The organism is Olsenella sp. oral taxon 809 str. F0356, from assembly GCF_000233535.1.
Classification (GTDB): Bacteria; Actinomycetota; Coriobacteriia; order Coriobacteriales; family Atopobiaceae; genus Olsenella_I; species Olsenella_I phocaeensis.
The window spans coordinates 954,742-974,221 of sequence record NZ_JH376563.1; the positions used below are offsets into that span (position 1 = coordinate 954,742).

14 protein-coding genes and 1 pseudogene are annotated in these 19,480 nt (G+C 66.6%); 13 read left to right on the forward strand and 2 right to left on the reverse strand.

The window, feature by feature from the left end:
- Window positions 1-10 precede the first annotated feature (10 nt).
- The 5 genes from HMPREF1008_RS04300 (at window position 11) to HMPREF1008_RS04325 (ending at window position 6,800) form a co-directional block, all read left to right on the forward strand.
- Window positions 11-1,000, forward strand: a complete 990-nt coding sequence (locus tag HMPREF1008_RS04300; RefSeq protein ID WP_009278616.1) for an ABC transporter permease — start codon at window positions 11-13, stop codon at window positions 998-1,000.
- Between the two features lie 82 nt (window positions 1,001-1,082).
- Window positions 1,083-2,579 (forward strand): L-arabinose isomerase, encoded by a 1,497-nt coding sequence (gene araA, locus HMPREF1008_RS04305; RefSeq protein WP_009278617.1) that lies wholly within the window; start codon window positions 1,083-1,085, stop codon window positions 2,577-2,579.
- 100 nt (window positions 2,580-2,679) lie between these two features.
- Window positions 2,680-4,287, forward strand: coding sequence for a xylulokinase (locus HMPREF1008_RS04310; protein ID WP_009278618.1), 1,608 nt, complete (start codon window positions 2,680-2,682; stop codon window positions 4,285-4,287).
- Window positions 4,288-4,958: 671 nt separating this feature from the next.
- Window positions 4,959-5,714 (forward strand): SDR family NAD(P)-dependent oxidoreductase, encoded by a 756-nt coding sequence (locus tag HMPREF1008_RS04320; protein ID WP_009278619.1) that lies wholly within the window; start codon window positions 4,959-4,961, stop codon window positions 5,712-5,714.
- Window positions 5,715-5,804: 90 nt separating this feature from the next.
- On the forward strand, window positions 5,805-6,800 hold the full coding sequence (locus tag HMPREF1008_RS04325; RefSeq protein WP_009278620.1) for a 2-keto-3-deoxygluconate permease: 996 nt from the start codon (window positions 5,805-5,807) through the stop codon (window positions 6,798-6,800).
- A 365-nt stretch (window positions 6,801-7,165) separates the two neighbouring features.
- Here HMPREF1008_RS04325 and HMPREF1008_RS04330 read toward each other — a convergent pair whose 3' ends face one another.
- Window positions 7,166-8,212 carry an aldose epimerase family protein gene (locus tag HMPREF1008_RS04330; RefSeq protein ID WP_009278621.1) on the reverse strand — a complete coding sequence of 349 codons (1,047 nt, stop codon included), beginning with the start codon at window positions 8,210-8,212 and terminating at the stop codon, window positions 7,166-7,168.
- A gap of 330 nt (window positions 8,213-8,542) precedes the next feature.
- Here HMPREF1008_RS04330 and HMPREF1008_RS04335 point away from each other — a divergent pair, with 330 nt between their 5' ends.
- The 8 genes and pseudogenes from HMPREF1008_RS04335 to HMPREF1008_RS04370 all read left to right on the forward strand — a co-directional run bounded on the left by HMPREF1008_RS04335 (window position 8,543) and on the right by HMPREF1008_RS04370 (window position 18,112).
- Window positions 8,543-11,053, forward strand: coding sequence for a phosphoketolase (locus HMPREF1008_RS04335; RefSeq protein WP_009278622.1), 2,511 nt, complete (start codon window positions 8,543-8,545; stop codon window positions 11,051-11,053).
- 402 nt (window positions 11,054-11,455) lie between these two features.
- Window positions 11,456-11,701 (forward strand): hypothetical protein, encoded by a 246-nt coding sequence (locus HMPREF1008_RS04340; RefSeq protein ID WP_009278623.1) that lies wholly within the window; start codon window positions 11,456-11,458, stop codon window positions 11,699-11,701.
- Window positions 11,702-11,854: 153 nt separating this feature from the next.
- Window positions 11,855-12,241 (forward strand): cupin domain-containing protein, encoded by a 387-nt coding sequence (locus HMPREF1008_RS09840; RefSeq protein ID WP_009278624.1) that lies wholly within the window; start codon window positions 11,855-11,857, stop codon window positions 12,239-12,241.
- A 181-nt stretch (window positions 12,242-12,422) separates the two neighbouring features.
- Window positions 12,423-13,457 carry a Gfo/Idh/MocA family oxidoreductase gene (locus HMPREF1008_RS04350; protein ID WP_009278625.1) on the forward strand — a complete coding sequence of 345 codons (1,035 nt, stop codon included), beginning with the start codon at window positions 12,423-12,425 and terminating at the stop codon, window positions 13,455-13,457.
- 16 nt (window positions 13,458-13,473) lie between these two features.
- Complete coding sequence (locus HMPREF1008_RS04355; protein WP_009278626.1) at window positions 13,474-14,664, forward strand: Gfo/Idh/MocA family protein; 1,191 nt, start codon at window positions 13,474-13,476, stop codon at window positions 14,662-14,664.
- Window positions 14,665-14,682: 18 nt separating this feature from the next.
- Window positions 14,683-15,015: pseudogene (locus HMPREF1008_RS04360) on the forward strand (heme-binding protein); the annotation flags it as partial.
- Window positions 15,016-15,337: 322 nt separating this feature from the next.
- Window positions 15,338-16,747: a hypothetical protein gene (locus HMPREF1008_RS04365; RefSeq protein WP_009278628.1), complete on the forward strand. Its 1,410-nt coding sequence runs from the start codon at window positions 15,338-15,340 to the stop codon at window positions 16,745-16,747.
- Between the two features lie 171 nt (window positions 16,748-16,918).
- On the forward strand, window positions 16,919-18,112 hold the full coding sequence (locus HMPREF1008_RS04370) for a 5-bromo-4-chloroindolyl phosphate hydrolysis family protein (RefSeq protein ID WP_009278629.1): 1,194 nt from the start codon (window positions 16,919-16,921) through the stop codon (window positions 18,110-18,112).
- Window positions 18,113-18,267: 155 nt separating this feature from the next.
- Here the strand turns inward: HMPREF1008_RS04370 and HMPREF1008_RS04375 are convergent, their stop codons facing one another.
- Window positions 18,268-19,407, reverse strand: coding sequence for a toxic anion resistance protein (locus tag HMPREF1008_RS04375; RefSeq protein WP_009278630.1), 1,140 nt, complete (start codon window positions 19,405-19,407; stop codon window positions 18,268-18,270).
- Window positions 19,408-19,480: the final 73 nt, after the last annotated feature.

The following is a 19,480-nucleotide window of genomic DNA, read 5'->3' on the forward strand; positions in this document are numbered from 1 at the left end:
GGCGAACAAGATGACTGAAACCAACGGCGTTGCCACCGTGGCAGGCGAGAGTGACGAGCAGACCAAGTCCGGACTTCTCTCCAAGATCAACGCGCGATCCATCCTGCCGCTGCTCGGCTTCCTCCTGATCTTCCTGTTCTTTGCCGTCGCCACCGGCGGAAAGCTCGTCCAGGTCAAGAACATCAGGCTCATCCTCAACTCGACCTACGTGCTCATGATCGCGGCCATCGGCGTGTTCATGATCATGTCCATGGGCTCGCTCGACTTCAGCCAGGGCTCCATGATTGGCGTCTGCTGCATCGTGGTGTGCTACCTCTCGCAGGTCAACCCGGTCCTGGCCGTCCTGGGCGGAATCGCCACAGGCGCCGCGATCGGCGCGGTCAACGCGTACTTCCACGTGCGGAGGCAGATAGCCTCGTTCATCGTCACGATCTGCACCATGTTCCTGCTCCGCGGCGTGGTGGCCTTCCTCACCACCAACTCGCCCGCACAGGGTGCCGGCTACCTGCAGGCCGACCTCAACAACCCCACGCTGCTCATGGCCATCACCATCGCCTGCCTCGTGGTCTTCTATGCCGTGTTCACCTTCACGCCGCTGGGCTCGAACCTCAAGGCCATCGGCGCGGGGCAGACGGCGGCGCGCTTCGCGGGCATCGACGTCCAGCGCACCAAGGTCCTGGTCTACGTGGCGGCAGGCTGCATCACGGGATTCGCCGCCTTCATCCTGGCCATCCGCAACGGCTCGGTCACGGCCACCGGCGGCAACATGATGGAGACCCAGATCATGCTCGCCCTCGTCCTGGGAGGCCTGCCCATCTCGGGCGGCGCCAAGGTGCGCTTCTCCAACATCGTCGTGGGCGTCCTGACCTACTGCATCCTGGACCGCGGCCTCTCGATGATGGGCTTCGAGGCGGCGCCCAAGCAGCTCATCATGGGCATCGTGTTCCTGATCTTCCTGGCGCTCTTCTCTGACCGCGAGGGCAACCAGGTCATCAAGTAGCTCTCTGGGGGAGGCCCCTCCCGGGACCTCCCCTCCCGAACGGCATCGCCGCGAAAGCGCGGCTCGCAAAAGGAGGCTCTTCATGCTGAAGATCAAGCAGTACAAGTTCTGGTTCTGCCCCTGCACCCAGGACCTCTATGGCGACGAGGTGCTCGAGCACGTCGCCCAACACGCGGCCGAGGTCGTGGCCGAGCTCAACGCTAGCGAGCTCGTCCCCTTCGAGGTCGTGCTCAAGCCCAACCTGCTCACCAGCGACGTGATCCGCGCCACCTTCAACGCGGCCAACGTGGACGACGAGTGCGCCGGCATCATCACCTGGGCGCACACCTTCTCGCCCGCGAAGTCCTACATCCTGGGCCTCCAGGACCTCCGCAAGCCGCTGTGCCAGTTCGCGACGCAGTACAACGAGGAGATCCCCTACGACACCATCGACATGGACTTCATGAACGAGAACCAGGCCGCCCACGGCGAGCGCGAGCTGGGGCACATCTTCGCCCGCATGCGCTGGAACCACAAGGTGGTCTTCGGCTTCTGGAAGGACCCCGAGGCCCAGGCCGAGCTCGGTGCCTGGCAGCGCGTGGCCGTGGGTGTCAACGAGAGCCGCAACATCCGCGTGGCCCGCTTCGCCGACACCATGCGCAACGTCGCGGTGACCGACGGCGACAAGATTGAGGCCGAGGTCAAGTTTGGCTGGACCGTCGACGCCTGGCCCGTGAACGACCTCGTCCCCTACGTGGAGGGCGTGACGGACGCCGAGGTCAAGGCCCTGACCGACGAGTACTACGACACCTACGACCTGGTGCTGGACGGCCGCGACCCCGAGGAGTTCCGCCGTCACGTCGAGGTGCAGGCCGCGCAGGAGATCGGCATCGAGCGCTTCCTGGTCGAGCACGGCTACAACGCCTTCTCTGACCACTTCGGCGACCTGGGCGGGCTCAAGCAGCTGCCGTCCCTGGCCATCCAGCGCCTCATGCAGAAGGGCTACGGCTTCGGCCCCGAGGGCGACTGGAAGACCCCTGCCATGGTGCGCCTGATGAAGGTCATGACCGCCGGCATGGCGGGCGCCAAGGGCTCCGCGCTCATGGAGGACTACACCTACAACCTGGTCAAGAGCAAGGAGGGCATACTCGAGTCCCACATGGCCGAGGTCGACCCCTCCGTGGCCGACGGCAAGGTCTCGATCCGCGCGACCCCGCTCTCGATGGGCGACCGCGAGGACCCCGCGCGCCTCATCTTCACCGCCAAGACCGGTCCCGCCATCGCCACCTCCCTCGTCGACCTGGGCAACCGCTTCCGCCTGATCATCCAGGACGTGGACTGCAAGAAGGTCGAGAAGCCCATGCCGCTCCTGCCCACCGGCACCGTCTTCTGGACGCCGCGCCCCGACCTCAAGGTGGGTACCACCGCCTGGATCTATGCCGGCGGCGCGCACCATACCGCCATGTCCTACGACCTCACGGCCGACCAGATGGTCGACTGGGCCGAGGCCATGGGCATCGAGGCCGTGGTGATCGACGAGAACACCAGGCTCCGCGACTTCCAGCGCGACCTCAAGCTGGGCGAGGTGTACTACCGCTAGGCCCCGCGGACGGCGGGCCGACATGCCCGCCACCGCCCCCATCTCTGGCTGACCTGGGCCGCAGCCCCTCGCGGGTTGCGGTCCTTCCCTTGGAGGAGACATGACGAAGACCACACAGCAGATCGCCCAGGAGCTCGAGGCGGGGAAGTGCACCCTGGGCATCGAGTACGGGTCCACTCGCATCAAGGCCGTCCTGGACGACGCGGACGACCAGCCCGTCGCCATCGGCGCCTTCGACTGGGAGAACTCCCTGGTCGACGGCTACTGGACCTACGCCCAGGAGGAGCTGGACGAGGGCATCGCGGCCGCCTACGCCGCGCTCAAGGCGGACGTGCTCGCACGCTACGGCGTGACCCTGCGCCGCGTCGCGGGCCTGGGGGTGAGTGCCATGATGCACGGCTACCTGCCCTTCGACGCCGCAGGCGAGCTCCTGGTGCCCTTCCGCACCTGGCGCAACACAACCACGACCCGCGCCGCCCGTGAGCTCTCGGGCCTCTTCGGCTTCCACATCCCCGAGCGCTGGAGCGTGAGCCACCTCTACCAGGCCGTGCTCGACGACGAGGAGCACGTGGGACGCATCGCGAGCCTCACCACCCTGGCAGGCTACGCGCATCGCAGGCTCACGGGCGAGCACGTGCTCTCGGTGGGCGACGCCTCCGGCATGTTCCCCATCGACTCCGCGACCAAGGACTACGACGCGGGCATGCTGGCCAAGTTCGACGAGCTCGTGGCCCAAAGGGGGGTCGTGTGGAAGGCCGAGGACCTTCTCCCTCGCGTGATGCTTGCCGGGGAGGTCGCGGGACACCTGAGCGAGGAGGGCGCGCGCTTCCTCGACCACGACGGGGACCTCGAGGCGGACTGCCCCGTCTGCCCGCCCGAGGGCGACGCCGGCACCGGCATGATCGCCACCAACGCGGTGGCCCCGCGCACGGGCAACGTCTCGGCTGGGACCTCCGTCTTCTCGATGGTCGTGCTCGAGCACGCGCTCAAGGACCCCTCCAACCCGCTGATCGACCTCGTCACCACCCCTATGGGAGACCCCGTCGCCATGGTCCACTGCAACAACTGCAGCTCCGACATCAACGCCTGGGTCGACCTCCTCGCCGACTTTCTGCGCGTCATGGGCCAGGAGGCGGACAAGGCCAGCATCTTCGCCACCCTGTTCAATGCGGCCCTGGAGGGCGAGAAGGACGCGGGCGGCCTGGTGTCCGTGCCCTTCGTCTCGGGCGAGACGGTCATGGGCGTCCAGACGGGCTTTCCCCTCTTCCTGCGCCGGCAGAACGCGCGCCTCGACGTGGCCAACTTCATGCGCTGTCACATCATGGCGGCCTTCGGGGCCCTCGCCGCGGGCAACGAGGCCCTGCGCGAGGAGGGCGTGCGTATCGACAAGCTCTACGGGCACGGCGGGATCTTCAAGACGCCCAAGGTGGCGCAGGGCCTGCTCGCGGCGGCGCTCGAGGCACCCGTCACCGTCATGGCGACGGCGGGGGAGGGAGGCGCCTGGGGCCAGGCGGTCGCTGCCTCGTACATGGTCAACAGGGCCGAGGGACAGTCGCTCTCGAGCTTCCTGGACGAGCGCGTGTTCGCCGGCATGGAGCAGCTGACGCTGGAGCCCGATGTCGACGACGTCGCGGGCTACCGTGCCTGGCTCGCCGACTTCAGGCGCGCCAACGAGACCGAGAAGGCCGCGGAGGCGCAGCTGGCGTAGGCCACGTCTCACCACTTACCACTCACCACTTTGAAGATTTGATTGACGCACGGGCGTCGGCCGCAGGTTGGTCGGCGCCCGCCTCGCGTTGCCGTCGCCGCCCACCCACGACGTCTAACGCGTGCGTCTCTCCACCGAATACGTCCAACGCGTGCGAGAGTTGTCCGACTACGTCTAACGCGTGCGTCTCTCCACCGAATACGTCCAACGCGTGCGAAAAATGTTCGACTACGTCCAACGCGTGCAAGGAACACTCGACTACGTCGAACGCGTGCGAAAAATGCCCGACTACGTCCAACGCGTTTTTTCTCGCCTGTTCAACTGGGCAAACGTGAGTGCTTCGGACGCGTTTGACGTATTTCTTGCTGAGAGACGCGCGTTTGACGTCGTGGGTGCTCAAAGCCATCCGTCATGATGTCGCGCGTCGCCGGCGTGTCTTGTGTAGGAAATATGAACGAATGAATTATGCAGTGGCTCTCATAAAAGAATGCATGCGAATCGTGCTTGTCGAGAAGGACGCTGACCTTTGAGGACGAAGTAAAGGACCAGTAATCTGAATACAAATTTCGCATGAACAATATTCGATAGTTTACAAATCTGAATAAAATGCAGCCTCCAAAGGGTCCAAGCTCTCTGCGGCAAACAAGCTGCGACATGGAAGGGAGCAGGGCATGGCTTTTGACTTCACGGGCAAGACCGCGATCGTCACCGGCGGCACCCGTGGCATCGGCGCCGAGATCTGCAAGGGCATCGTCGAGGGTGGCGGCCACGTCGTTGTCATCGGGCTCAACGAGCAGCGCGGCAGGGAGTTCGTGGCGTCGCTGGGGGAGGGCAACCACTACTACCGGCTCGACGTGGGAGACCCCGCTGCGGTGCGCGCGACCGTCGCGCAGATTCTGGATGAGGTCCCGGGCATCAACATCCTGATCAATGACGCGGGCGTCATCTCGGCCAAGCCCTTCGAGCAGGTCGACGACGCGGAGTGGAAGCGCACCATCGACGTCAACCTCACGGGCACCTTCACCATGTGCAGCGCGATCTTTCCCTACTTCAAGGAGCACGGCGGTGGGCGCATCGTCAACGTCTCGTCCGTGGCCGGCAAGATCGGCGGGGGCCTGCTGGGCACCGCCGCCTACGCCTCGTCCAAGGCAGGAGTGAACGGTCTCACCAAGGCCATCGCCAAGGAGGGCGGCAAGTACGGCATCTCGTGCAACGCCGTCTGCCCCTCCTTCACCCTGACCAGCATGACCACTGCGCTCAGCGAGGACCCGGTCAAGCACGACAAGGTCATCTCGATCATCCCGCTGGGCCGTGCCGCCGAGCCTTCCGAGCCCGCGCAGATGGTGCTCTTCTTCGCGTCCGACCTCGCGAGCTTCGTCAACGGCGAGGTGGGGGACTGTGACGGCGGAATCGTGATGGACGGGTAAGCACCCGCGCACGTCACGTCGTACGACCAGTTGGGGCCCGGCTCGGCCAGGGCCCCGAAGCATGCGCAGGCAAACCGAAGGGAAGCGTACATGTCCGAGGCAACAACCAAGGCGGAGAAGGGCGGCGGCTTCTTCAAGATGCTCGGCCGCATCCCCGGGGCCAACATCCTCGTGCCCCTGCTCCTCGCCTGCACCATCAACACCTTCTTCCCACAGGTCTTCGCCCTGGGGAGCTTCACCACGGCCATGACCACCGGAGGTACGGGCGCGCTCGTCGGCGCCTTCCTGGTCATGGTGGGCACCACAATCTCGTTCGAGTCGGCGCCGAAGGCCGCCGTCCGTGGCGCGATCATCATCGCGACCAAGGTCGTCTTCTGCGTGGCGCTGGCGCTCATCGTGCAGTTCGCTCTGGGCGACAACCTGCTGGGACTCTCGTCCATGGTCATCCTTGCCGCCTGCTCCGGCGCGAACAACTCGCTCTACGCGGGGCTTATGGGAGATTACGGCACCGAGGTCGAGCGTGGTGCCGTCGCCGTGACCACCCTGGTGGTCGGCCCTCCCGTCACCATGATCGTGCTGGGTGCCGCCGGGCAGGCGCCTTTGGGCTGGAGCCTTCTAGGTGCCGTGCTGCCCATCCTGCTGGGCATCGTGCTGGGCAACTGCTTCCCCAGCCTCAAGAAGACCCTCTCGGCCGGCCTTCCCGGCATCATCATCCTGACCTTCTTCGCGATGGGCTCCACGATGACCCTGAGCCAGATCGTGCAGGCGGGACTTCCCGGCATCCTGCTGGGCGTCATCTGCTCCGTGGGCGGCGCGCTCGTGACCGTCGCCGCCGACCGTGCGACGGGCGGTACCGGCGTGGCTGGCGCGGCCATCTCGAGCTGCGCGGGTGCCAACGTGGCCACCCCGGCGGCCATGGCCTCCGTCTGCGCCGAGCGCTTCGGCGGGGCCGTGCTGGCCACGGCGACGGCGCAGGTGGCGGCAGCCGCCATCGTGACGGCCATCCTGACACCGCTCATCACGGCTTACGTGTACAAGCGCTACCACGTGGAGGACGCAGCGGAGCAGCAGCCCACGACGGCGTAGGCGGGCGACTCTCGCCTGGCGCCACGTGCGCTTTGTCTCGCGATGGCGTCCAACGCGTGCAGCCTGCAGCCGAGTACGTCCGATGCGTCCAAATGCCCGCCGAGTACGTCCGATGCGTCCGAATGCCCGCCGAGTACGTCCGATGCGTCCGAATGCCCGCCGAGTACGTCCAACGCGTCTGAGAGCCTCACGTTTGCCCAGTTGGCGGTGAGCTCAAAGACGCGTTGGACGTTTTCGCGTTTGTATCGCACACGTTGGACGCTTTCGAGCGCGAGGCGGACGCGTCGGACGCGCTCGTGCACGGGCGGAGCACGGCATGCGCACGGGTGGCGCATGCGATGAGGGAGCTTGCGGCGCTGGCGGCCCTAGCGTTCGGCGTGCCCGAAGGCGAAGACCGTGCGCGAGACGAAGGGGTGTCCCGGCGCGTAGACCGGCTGGGGGAAGTTCTTGTGGTGGATGGCGTCGGGGAAGAACTGGGTCTCGAGGGCGACGCCGTCGAAGCGGCCATGATGCACGCCGCCCTTGCCCAGGGCGTCGAGCCCGCCTGCGGTGTAGAGCTGCAGGCCCGGGGCATCGGTCCAGACGTCCATCCAGATTCCGCTCTGGTCACCCGTGAGGCGGGCGACCCTCTCCACCCTCTCGTCGTTCTTCAGGACGAAGTTGGTGTCATAGCCTCCGGGAACGAGCCATATGTCGCGACCCAGCACCTTCGTGCTGCGGAAGTCGTACGGGGTGCCCGTGACGTCGGCGAGCTCTCCGGTGGGGATGAGTCGGGCGTCGGAGGGGGTGTAGCGGTCGCAGTCGAGCCAGAGCTCGTGCGAGAGGACCGAGCCGGCGGCATGTCCGTTGAGGTTCCAATAGGCGTGGCAGGTCAGGTTGACGATGGTGGTGGCGGAGGGCATGGCCTCGAAGCTCAGCTCGAGACGGCCGTCCTCGAAGAGGCGGTAGGTGAGAAAGACGTCGAGCGCACCGGGGAATCCCTGGTCGCCCGGCCTGCTCAGGAGGTTGAGCGTGAGCTGGCAGCTGCCGTCCCCGTTCTGGCGCGGGCCGTCGGCGAGCTTCCAGAGGCGCTCGAACCAGAAGTGCGGGCCCGAGTGCAGGCTGTTGGGGCCGTCGTTTGCCGCGAGGTGGTAGGTCGTGCCGGCCAGCTCGAAGCTCGCGCCGGCGATGCGGTTGGCGTTTCTGCCCACGATGGCCCCGAAGTCTGCGCCGTTGTGCAGGTAGCCGGGCGCGCCATCGTAACCCAGGGTCACATCGACGAAGCTGCCCCTCCCGTCGGGGACGACGACCGCCTGCAGGCAGGCGCCGAGGTCCGTGACGCAGGCGCGCATGCCCGAGGAGTTCTGAAGCTCGTACAGGTGGACCTCCCGGCCATCCTCGCAGTGGCCAAACGGTCTGGTGGCAACCGGCATAGGAGCTCCTCTCCCCAAGGAATGAGCATGAGCGGGTAGGCCCGCTGACCCGTAGGCTAGCGCGAACGGGAGGGTCCGCGTCCGTGGTTGGTGGGGTTTTCGGCGGGGCAGCACGGGCTGTCGGCGGGGGAGAGGCGCGCCCACTGGTACTAAACGCGCTATTCCATGTTTAGCAAAATTTAGCCAGCAGCAATCGGCCAACGGTCAAAATGAGGGGACGATTATCCACTCGTAGGCTAAAATGGACAAAGTCATATTGGCGTTTTCTGCGTTTTGGCAGTGTTTATGCGCAAGCGCGTCACCTGGACGTTCGAATGAAGGGAAGTCCGCATGGCAGAAGATTTGGGTACCCCCTGGAAGAAGCTCGACGCCCCCGTCGCTGAGGAGGAGGTGGCCTGGGTCGACAAGTACTGGCGCGCCGCCAACTACATGTCCGTCGGCCAGATCTACCTGCGCAGCAACCCCCTCATGCGCGACGACTTCGTGGACGAGAAGAGCGGCCAGCCCCGCGACTTCGGCCGTGCCGACGTCAAGCATCGCCTCGTGGGCCACTGGGGAACCACCCCGGGCCTCAACTTCCTGATGGGCCACGTCAACCGCTTCATCCACGACCACGGCCAGAACGTCGTGTTCTTCATGGGGCCGGGCCACGGTGGACCCGCCGGCACCTCGCAGTCCCTGCTCGACGGCACCTATCGCGAGTGCTATCCGCAGATCACGGACGACGAGGCTGGCCTGCAGCGCTTCTTCCGCCAGTTCAGCTACCCCGGTGGCATCCCCAGCCACTTCGCGCCCGAGACCCCTGGCTCCATCCACGAGGGCGGCGAGCTGGGCTACACCCTGAGCCACGCCTATGGTGCGGTCCTCAACAACCCCAGCCTCCTCGCCTTCGCCGTCGTGGGTGACGGCGAGGCCGAGACCGGTCCCCTTGCCACCTCCTGGCAGACCAACAAGCTGATCAACCCCCTCACCGACGGCATCGTCCTGCCCGTCCTGCACCTCAACGGCTACAAGATCGCCAACCCCACGATCCTCGCCCGCATCTCTGACGAGGAGCGCAACGAGTTCTTCCGCGGTATGGGCTACCACCCCTACACCTTCGTCGCCGGCTTCGACGACGAGCCGCCGATCTCGATCCACCGTCGCTTCGCCGCCCTGCTCGAGCAGGTCTTCAACGAGATCTGCGACATCAAGTGGCGCGCCCTCGCCGGCGAGACCGAGCGTCCCGCGTACCCCATGATCGTCTTCAAGACCCCCAAGGGCTGGACCTGCCCCAAGTACATCGACGGCAAGAAGACCCAGGACAGCTGGCGTGCGCACCAGGTGCCCCTGGTGTCCGCCAAGGACACGCACGAGCACTTCCGCGTGCTGCGCAGCTGGCTGCGCTCCTACAAGCCCGAGGAGCTCTGGAACGAGGACGGCAGCCTGCGTCCCGAGGTGACCGAGTTCATGCCCGAGGGCGAACTGCGCCTGGGCGCCAACCCCAACGCCAACGGCGGCGTGGTGCGCGAGGAGCTCGAGCTCCCCGACATCCACGACTACGAGATCCCCGTCGCCGAGAAGGGCCACGGCTTCGGCACCACCGAGGCGTCGCGCGTCTTCGGCGACTACACCCGTGACGTCATGAAGCTCAACTTCACCAAGTTCCGCGTCTTCGGCCCCGACGAGACGGCCTCGAACCGCCTGCAGGCCGCCTACTCGCTGACCGATAAGCAGTGGGACGCCGGCTTCAACGCCGACCCCGAGAACGACGTCCACATGAGCTCCGTGGGCTCCGTCATCGAGCAGCTCTCCGAGCACCAGTGCGAGGGCCTTCTCGAGGGCTTCCTGCTCACCGGCCGCCACGGCGTCTGGTCGAGCTACGAGAGCTTCATCCATGTCGTCGACTCCATGGTGAACCAGCACGCCAAGTGGCTCGAGGCCACCGTGCGCCACATCCCCTGGCGCGCGCCCATCGCCTCGCTCAACATCCTGCTCACCAGCCATGTCTGGCGCCAGGACCACAACGGCTTCTCTCACCAGGACCCCGGCTTCGTGGACGTCCTCCTCAACAAGAACTTCCACAACGACCACGTGGTCGAGGCCTACTATCCCGCCGACGCCAACATGCTGCTGGCCGTGGGCGAGGAGGCCTACAAGTCCACCAACAAGATCAACGCCATCTTCGCGGGCAAGCAGCCCTCGCCGACCTTCCAGACCATCGACGAGGCCAAGGCCGAGCTGGCCGAGGGCGTGGCCGAGTGGGAGTGGGCCGGCAACGTCAAGAAGGGCGAGAAGGCCGACATCGTCCTCGCCTGCTGCGGCGACGTGCCCACCCTCGAGCTCCTCGCGGCGTCCGACGCCCTGCAGGACATGGGCCTCAAGGTCAAGTTCATCAACGTGGTCAAGCTGCTGAGCATCCAGAACGCAGGCGAGAACGACGCCGCCATCAGCGACGAGCGCTTCTCCGAGCTCTTCGGCACCGACGTTCCCGTGCTCTTCGCCTACCATGCCTACGCGCACACCATCCACGGCCTGATCTTCGACCGTCCGGGCCACGACAACTTCCACGTGCACGGCTACATGGAGGAGGGCTCTACCACCACGCCCTACGACATGCTTCGCCTCAACGAGATGGACCGCTGGGCGCTCGCGTCCCACGCGCTCGAGCTCGTGGACACCGAGAAGTACGCCGAGAAGATTGCCGAGTGGCGCGCCTTCCGCGACGAGGCCTTCCAGTTCGCCTGCGACAACGGCTACGACCACCCGCGCTTCACCGAGTGGGTCTGGCGTGACGTCGTGGGCCACCAGGACAACAGTGCCGCCGCCATGTCCTCGACCGGCGGAGACAACGACGAGTAGCGCCTACTTCGTCGAGCTCGCCCTCTAGGCGAGAGTGACACAGCGTCCGCTCCGGGGGCCGCTTCCAGCTTCAGGCTGGGGGCGGCCCCTCGCCGTATGCGCACGCCCCCCGGCGCGTCGTGCCCGCCGCGCGCCAGGACCCGCCGGCGGCGCGGCGAATGCGCGCCCCTCTCGCCTGGTTAGTGTGCACGAACTTGGTAATACGCCGCGAGAGGCGCGATGGGGTGAGTCGCGTCCCGCCTGGACATTTTGTCCGCCCATCGGACGGTTGCCCCAGCCCATTGCGGACCTGCCGTCCAGCAATGAGAACCGTTTCGGATCGCCTCTTGCTGCTGGCTATCTTCTAGCTGGAGGGAAGACACGGAAGGCCGAGGTGCCGGAAGCAAGTACACTCGCTGCCTGGTGGGCGTCTCCATCGCCAACGCGGTCGCGGGCCTGTTCATCGGCATAACGCACGTGTACTTCTACAACATGGGCGCCACCTCGATCCTGAGCCTGCTCAACTTCATCGCCCCGGACAAGCCCATGAACGTCGTCTTCGCGGCCATCGCGGGCGGCATCGGCTTCGCGCTCTCGCTCGGCATCAACTACTTCTTCGGCGTGACCAAGGAGCAGGCCGAGGCCGGAGTCGAGAAGGCTACGGCGTAGCGTCCGAACAAGCTCAACTTCCTGGCCCACCGACAGCTTCCTGCCGGTGGGCCTCTGGCTTGTCGGTGACAAGGCGACTGGTTGCCCTGAGCGGCCGTCAATCGGCGTGAGACGACGGATCTTGTCCGCGCCTCCGCCAAGAGAGGGGAACGAATGGGCAAGAGTCAGAACGGCGTCACGGTGTTTCTCCCCCAAGACCTGAACCCGGCAGAACACGTCTTCGTGAGTCCGCGCTCGGGTGCCAAGCACCAGGCCATCACCCTGCACGACGATCCCAAGACCGGTATGAACGTGCAGCTCACGCGCTACGAGAAGGGCATGCCGCTCTCGGTTCACACCCACGAAAGCGGCAAGGGCATGTACGTGCTGCGCGGCACGCTCCACACCGATCAGGGCGACCTGCCCGCCGGCAGCTTCGTCTGGTGGGACGCGGGCACTCCGATGTTCCACGGCGCGACGGCCGCCGAGGACGTCGACGTGCTCTTCATCATGGACGGTCCCTTCGACATCTCCTACACCGGTGACGTCGAGAGGGTGTAGCAGGCCTTCGGATGCGATCGCCTCTTGGAAAAAAGGTGCGGCAAGCTTGCTGCAGGGGCGGGAGGCCGTGAACCTCTGTTCCCACTTCGCGGGTAGGGACCGTCGTCGCCGGACCGCACCCTACAATGGCAACAACAAGCAGGAGAATCGTACGTAGCACGTCACCCAGGGAGGACTCACCATGCAGGACGGCAAGGTCATCGTCGGCTACATCGGCAACGGCAAGAGCGCCAATCGCTACCATGCCCCGTACGTCCTCGACCGGAGCGACAAGTTCCGCATCAAGACGATGCAGGCCCGCCATGTCGACCACTCCGCCTGGGCGGCCATCCCCGGCGTCGAGTACGTCACGGACACGGAGGCGATCCTGGGCGACCCCCAGATCGACGTCGTGGAGATCACCACCCCCTCGGCGCTGCACTACTTCATGGCCAAGCGCGCGCTCGAGGCAGGCAAGCACGTGACGGTGGACAAGCCCTTCTCGGCCACCTACGAGGAGGCCGCCGAGCTCTTCGACCTGGCAGCCAAGAACGGCGTCACCGTGCAGTGCTACCAGAACCGCCGTTTCGACTCTGACTACCTCACGGCCAGGAAGGTCGTGGAGTCAGGCAAGCTGGGCAAGGTCTTCGAAGTCGTCACCAGCTACGACTACTGGCGCCCGACCATGATGGACGGCATGGCCAACGACCCCGTCAACAACGCCCCCTACGGACATGCGAGCCACTGTCTCGACCAGATCATCTCTTGGTTCGGGACGCCCGACCGCGTCCACTCCGACCTGCGGCAGCTCCAGGGCGCGGGCATGGTCTGCGACTACTTCGACTACGACCTGTACTACGACGAGCTGGGCGTCAAGGCCACCGCTCACGCGAACTACCGCATGGCCATCCAGCGTCCGAGCTTCGAGATCTACGGTGACAAGGGGGCGTACGTCAAGTTCGAGAAGGACCAGCAGGAGCGGGACCTCAAGCACTTCTACCTGCCCGCGGGTCATCCCGACTTCGGCCTGGACGCGCCCGAGCAGTGGGGGACCCTGCGCTACCAGGACGAGGACGGGCTGCACGAGGAGCGCGTGCCCTCCGAGCGAAGCTCCTACTCGCAGTGGTACGACGCGCTCTTCCATACCGTCGCCAACGGCGCACCCCAGCTCGTGACCCCCGAGGAGACCCTGGCGCAGATGCGCATCCTCGAGGACGGCATGGGCCAGCTGGCGTAGGAGGGGGCAGACGGGCATGGCAGAAGAGGGAGTTGTTCGCTGGGGCATCCTGGGTGCCGGCAACATCGCGCGTCGCTTCGCGAGCAGCCTGAGGCACGTGGAGGGTGCTGAGCTGGTGGCGCTGAGCTGTCGCTCAGCGAACAAGGCGCAGGCCTTTGCCAAAGAGCACGGCATCGCACCCTCCGGTGCCCTGTCCGACGAGTCGCTGGGCAGGCCGGGCGCCGCCCACGAGGCCCTGCTCGCCGACCCCAGCGTGGACGCGGTCTACCTCTCGCTCCCGCATGCCCTGCACCACGACTGGGCCATCCGGGCGCTTCGTGCCGGCAAGGCCGTGCTCTGCGAGAAGCCCGCCTGCTTGGGCGCCGAGGAGGCGGCCGACGTGGCGCGGGTGGCACGCGAGTGTGGCTCGCTCTTCATGGAGAGCATGAAGGCGCGCTTCACCCCCTGTTACCGGACGGTGCGCGAGCTGGTGGACAAAGGCGAGATAGGCGATGTGGTTCATGTCGAGACCACCCTCTGCAACGACATGCGCGAGCTCGTCCGATCTGGCAAGACGTACCACAGCAAACCCGTGGGGGGAGGGGTGCTCCTCGACTGCGGCATCTATTGCGCGAGTTGGCTCGATGACTTCCTGCCGGCGGGAGAGGCGCAGGTGACTGCCTTCGCGGGCATCGCCAATGACCAGGGCATCGACATGTACGCGAGCGCCACGCTCGAGGTCGCAGGGCTGAGCGCCACGCTCGAGTGCGCCTTCGACCGTGCGAAGCCCCGCCAGGCCGTGCTGGTGGGCACGAGGGGGCGTGTCGTGATCGAGGAGTTGCATCGCTGCCAGCGTGCGACGGTGTACGCGGACGGATGCGAGCCGCGCGTGATAGACGCCCCCTACGAGGTGGACGACTTCTACGGAGAGGCGCTGCACTTCACGAAGCTCGTAGCCGCCGGAGCAGAAGAGAGCGACGTGATGCCGCTCCAGGCTACGGTGCGTTGCGCGCGCATCGTCGACGCCGTCAAGGCTCGCTTCTCGCTTGGTCGGGACGCCTTGCGCGCCCTCGAGGTTCAGGAAGGGGCACTGCGCTGGCACGGCGAGTTCACCAGTTCCGACGCACTCGAGCTGGGCAACGCCGTTGCGCGCCTGTCACGGGAGTACGACCGCGGCGTCACCGTGCGCGTCGTGCGCGAGCCGGATGGCCTGGCTATGTTCGAGTGAGCCGCGGACGACAAGGCGCCACGCAACCAGGAGTTCGCCCAGGGCAAGCGTCGGGCGTCTCTCGCTTGCGGCCACTCCTCGCTATGGGCTGACGTGGCACACGAGGTGGACGGCAGCTTCCAGGACCTCGTCGACCGCAGCACACCCGACAAGTTTGGCACGCCCGAGTTCGCCTGTCCGGTGGCCGGGGCCTTCCCCATCCGAGACGAGCGCGGCACCCTGCTGGCCACGCTCTGCGTGAGCGGCCTCCACGAGGGCCTCGACCACGAGCTTGCCGTGCGCGCCCTCGCGGAGGCGGAGGGGAAGGAATGCGGGCGGGACGTCCCCGTCTACGCCTGGCTGGCGAGGTAGCGGGTGATCGTAGGGCTGCGAAGTCGGATTCTCACGGCACGTCCAAGCCCCACGGCACGCACGCTACGCACAGGTCGGGGCCGTGGCTGCCTGCTGGCGCGACGTCCAATCTTACAAACGTGGACACTTTTCTTGCCCTCCGGCGGCAATTCTGTCCACAACCACAAGATTGGGCCGGTGGAGAGGAGCGAGGCCAGCAAGCGCAGAGAAGCATGCGGCACGTATCGCCCGCGAAGGCTGGTGTCGTGACTTGTCCGTATACTGGAAAACGTCTGGTTCCGGGCGAGAGTATCGCCCCCGGTCGTGTGGAGGGCGTGCTCTCATGGAGAACAAGGCTTTGCGGGAGCTGGAGGCAAGGATGGCGCGCCAGGGCTCACGCGCCGACGGCATGCGGTTCGCCCATGGCATGTTTGACCTCCTCGCCCTGGTGGACTTCGCCAGCCTCGCGACCTCCGTCGACGAGCTGCGCCAGGAGGTGCCGGGACGTGACGAGGCCCCCGTCGTCCTCGGCTCGCGCCAAGGCGATGCGCCCACGGCCCCGCAGCCGAGCCCCTCTCCCCAGAACGTGGAGGACGTCACCGCGGAACCGGCGCCTGCCGAGGCGCCGGAGGAGGTCGCCGCCGAGACTGTGGAGGCGGAACCTGAGCTGGCTGCCCCTGCCGACGACCATTGCGCCGCCATCGCCTCTGCCTCTGCCTCTGCCGATGTCACCGACGCAGCTACTGGCACTCCCGCCGAAGCGGCACCGGCGTCGGAGCCGCAGAAGGCGTCGCCCTACGTCCTGCTTGTCGAGGAAGACGCCGCCTGGCGGTCCGGGGAGCTCCCCCGCGTCGCGTTCTTCGGCTACATGGGATTGCTCCTCCTCGTGCTGGGCTTCCCCGTGTTCCGCGCCTCCGTACCCGCCTCCGTCCTCCTCTTTGGCATGGGCGCGGCGGGTCTCGCCTTCGCCACGAAGTGCCTCCTCGGCTCTCGCCGTCGCAGGCGTCTCGCCGCCATGCTCGCCATGCTCTCGCGCTTCGCCGCCGATCGGGAGGTCGTGCCCCTGGCGGAGCTCGCCGAGCGCACGGGAATCGTGCAGGACGATCTTGCCGGCCTCTGCGAGGAGGCCATCCGCCAGGGCTCCCTTCCCCAGGGGCGCGTGAAGACGCTTTCCAACGCCGCGCAGGCGCTTTACCTGAGCGACGAGGCATACGAGAGGGCCCTCTCCGCCGCTCCCGCTTCCGCTTCCGAGCCGCGGGGCACCGGCCTCGGGGAGGACGTTGCCACGACGACGGCCGATGCCCCTCTCACCCGCGAGCAGCGCGAGGTGGTCGACGCCTTCAGGGACTTCGGCCAGGTCCTTGCGGGTCGGGCCAGCCAGGCGGCGGACGAGTCGGCGCGCGGCTCCATGGAGGGCATCGCGCGCAGGGCGGGCCTCATCGCGAGCTACGTGGAGGCCCATCCGGAGCTTGCTGGCCAGCTTGGGCGTGCGGTCGGCTACTACCTGCCCCAGACGGCGAAGCTCGTTGCCTCCTACCTCGAGCTCGAGCGCAGCGGCGCCGAGGGCGAACGCGCTCGGGAGGTGACGGGCGAGCTCAGGGAGGCCCTCCGCATGGTTGACGACGGCTTCGCGCGGCTCCAGGAGGAGCTCATCGAGGACCAGAGCATCGACCTCGCGGGAGACATCCAGGTCATGAGGACCATGCTCGCCCAGGACGGGCTCACCAAGGATGCGGACGAGCTCAGGCCATAGGCTAGGGTCTGCCTCTTGCGGGTGTCGCTTGCGGTAGGCGCAGGGCCGTCCTGCATGGCGTGGCAGTGACGACTTGCCGACATTTCGAGCACACGGGATTCACGGCCATCGTGTACCTTCATAGGGTGGTTTCTCGCATGTGACTTCAGCCAAACCCAGAGGATGGCCGCCATGGACAACGACGCACAGGACGAGAGGGGCCCCAAGGACCCCCGGACCTCGGCGGACGACTTCGTCCGCCAGGGCACCGACGTCGCCCGTCAGGTGGGTGACGTCCTCAACAGAGAGATTCCCGCAGCCGCCGAGAAGGCGGGCGAGCTGATGTCAAAGGTCGACTTCGATGGCATCGCCAGCTCCATCGAGCGCGCTGCCGCGGCCGTCGCCGCGCAGCTGGGCATGGCGGAGGTGGATTCTTCTCCCTACGTCGTGTGTCGGCATGGCGACGAGAAGGTCCGCGCCAAGGACCTGATCGGCGGGATCATCCTGGGCTACCTGGCCATCATGATGATCGTCCCGACCATCATGATGGCCTTCGACGGCCTCGTCTCGTTCCTCGTTGGTCTGGCGGTTCTCGTCGGTCTGGGCACGGGGGCGGTCAAGTCCTTCGCGAAGGGCGCCCGGCGCAGGAAGATCGCACGTCTCTGCCTCGCGCTCTCGAAGGCCGTGGGAGACGAGACGAGCATGCGCCTGAGGGATCTGGGCGGTAGGGTCGAGCTCACCGTGAAGGAGCTGCAGCCCCTGCTTCAGGAGGCCATCTCCCAGGGACTCATCCCGCAGGGGCACATCGCCTCGCTGGGAGACGGGACGACCCTCTACCTCACCGACGGCTCCTACAAGAGGGCTCGCAAGGAGTGGAACTGCCGCAAGGAGAGCCAGAAAGGGTCCCAGGGTGAGAAGGCCAAGTCCGTGGACGACGGGCTGACTCCCGAGATTCGAGAGCTCCTGGGGGTGTTCTCCGACTTCGGTCGCATGGTCGAGGAGTCCCGCGCGCGCATCGTGGACGAGGGCCTCAGGTCCTCGCTCGAGTCCATCGTCGTGCGCACGCAGCAGCTCTCGTCGTACCTGAGGTCGCATCCCGAGTGCGCGTCACAGCTCAGGCGGGTCGCCAACTACTACCTGCCGCAGACCTCGAAGCTCGCCGCGTCCTACGCCGAGCTCGAGCAGAGCGGCTCTGGCGGTGCCGGGGTCGAGTCCGTGCGTGCGGAGTTGGCCCAGACCCTGCAGATGGTGGACGAGGGGCTCTCCCGGACTCTGGACAACCTCCTGCAGGAGCAGAGCATGGACCTCACGGGCGACCTCAAGGTCATGAGGACCATGCTCGAGCAGGATGGGCTCACCTCCACGGGGGACGAGCTGCGTCCCTGACGGCGGTCGACCCGACCGACGGCGTCACCAGGCTTTCCCAAGACAGGCGAGAGGGGCGGCGCCACGAGCGATCGTGACGCCGCCCCTCATGACTGCGCTTGCGGGCTCGCATGCGGGGACTCTCGCCTGCGTCCACGCCCCTTGACTGGGCGAGCCTAGCGCTGCGAGGCCTCCAGGAGCTTCGTCTTGAGCTCGCCCTCGATCTTCGTGAGCTCCTCCTCGGCAAGCTGGCGCTTCTCGCGCCCTTCGGCCTGGACGCGCGCGACCTCATCCAGGGTGGAGATGAGCTGCTCGTTGGTGTGGCGCAGGGTCTCGAGGTCCACCACGCCGCGCTCGGCCTCCTTGGCGGCCTCGACGGTGGCCACCTTGAGCTGGTCGGCGTTCTTCCTCAGGAGGTCGTTGGTCATCTGCGATACCTCGCGCTGGGCGCGGGCGGCCTGGTTGGCGTGCTCGATGCCCAGGGCGATGACCATCTGGTTCTTCCACAAGGGGATGGTGTTGACCACCGTGGACTGGATCTTCTCGGCCATGACGGCGTCCGAGGCCTGGACCATGCGAATCTGCGGCGCGGTCTGGAGCGCAACCTGGCGGGTGAGCTCGAGGTCGTAGATGCGCTTCTCGAAGCGGTCGCACTTCTGCGAAAGGTCGCGGGCGGCCTGGGCGTCCTCGGCGAGCCCCGTCCTCGCCGCCTTGGCCTGCAGCTCGGCGAGTTCGCCCGTGCGCACCCCCTCGAGCTTCTGCTTGCCGGCCGCCACGTACATGGTCAGCTCCTTGAAGTACGACTCGTTGAGAGCGTAGAGCTGGTCCAGCATCGAGATGTCCTTGAGCAGGGTGACCTGATGGCCCTCGAGTGCGTCAGAGATTGAGCGCACGTTCTTCTCCACATCGCTGTAGCGCGCCTTCAGGGCCTCGAGGCTGTTCTTAGTCTTGTGGAAGAGGCCCAGGAAGCCCCCCTCCTTCTGCTCGGGGTCGAAGTTCTTGAGCGTCACCACCAGCGAGGTAATCTGGTCGCCCACCTCGCCCAGGTCGTTGCCGCGCACGCCCGCCAGGGCCCGCTCAGAGAACTCCGAGACCTTGCGCTGGGAGCCCACGCCGTAGGCGAGGACACCGGCGGTGTCGGTGATGTCGATCTTCTGGACGAAGGCCGAGACCTTCTCCAGCTCCTGGGGGGTGAGGGAGGCGGTTACGGGGTCCGCGTCGGCGGGCTCGTCGAGCCTGACCTCGGGCGCCGCGTCGCCAAACTCGAGCTCGGGCTCGGGCGCGTCCGTCTGGAAGTCCGTGTTCTCTGCTGCCATGGCTCCTCCTCCCGCGACCGACCGGCCGCGCGCGCTTGTGTGAATGAGGCGATTCTATCCCACGGAGGGGAGA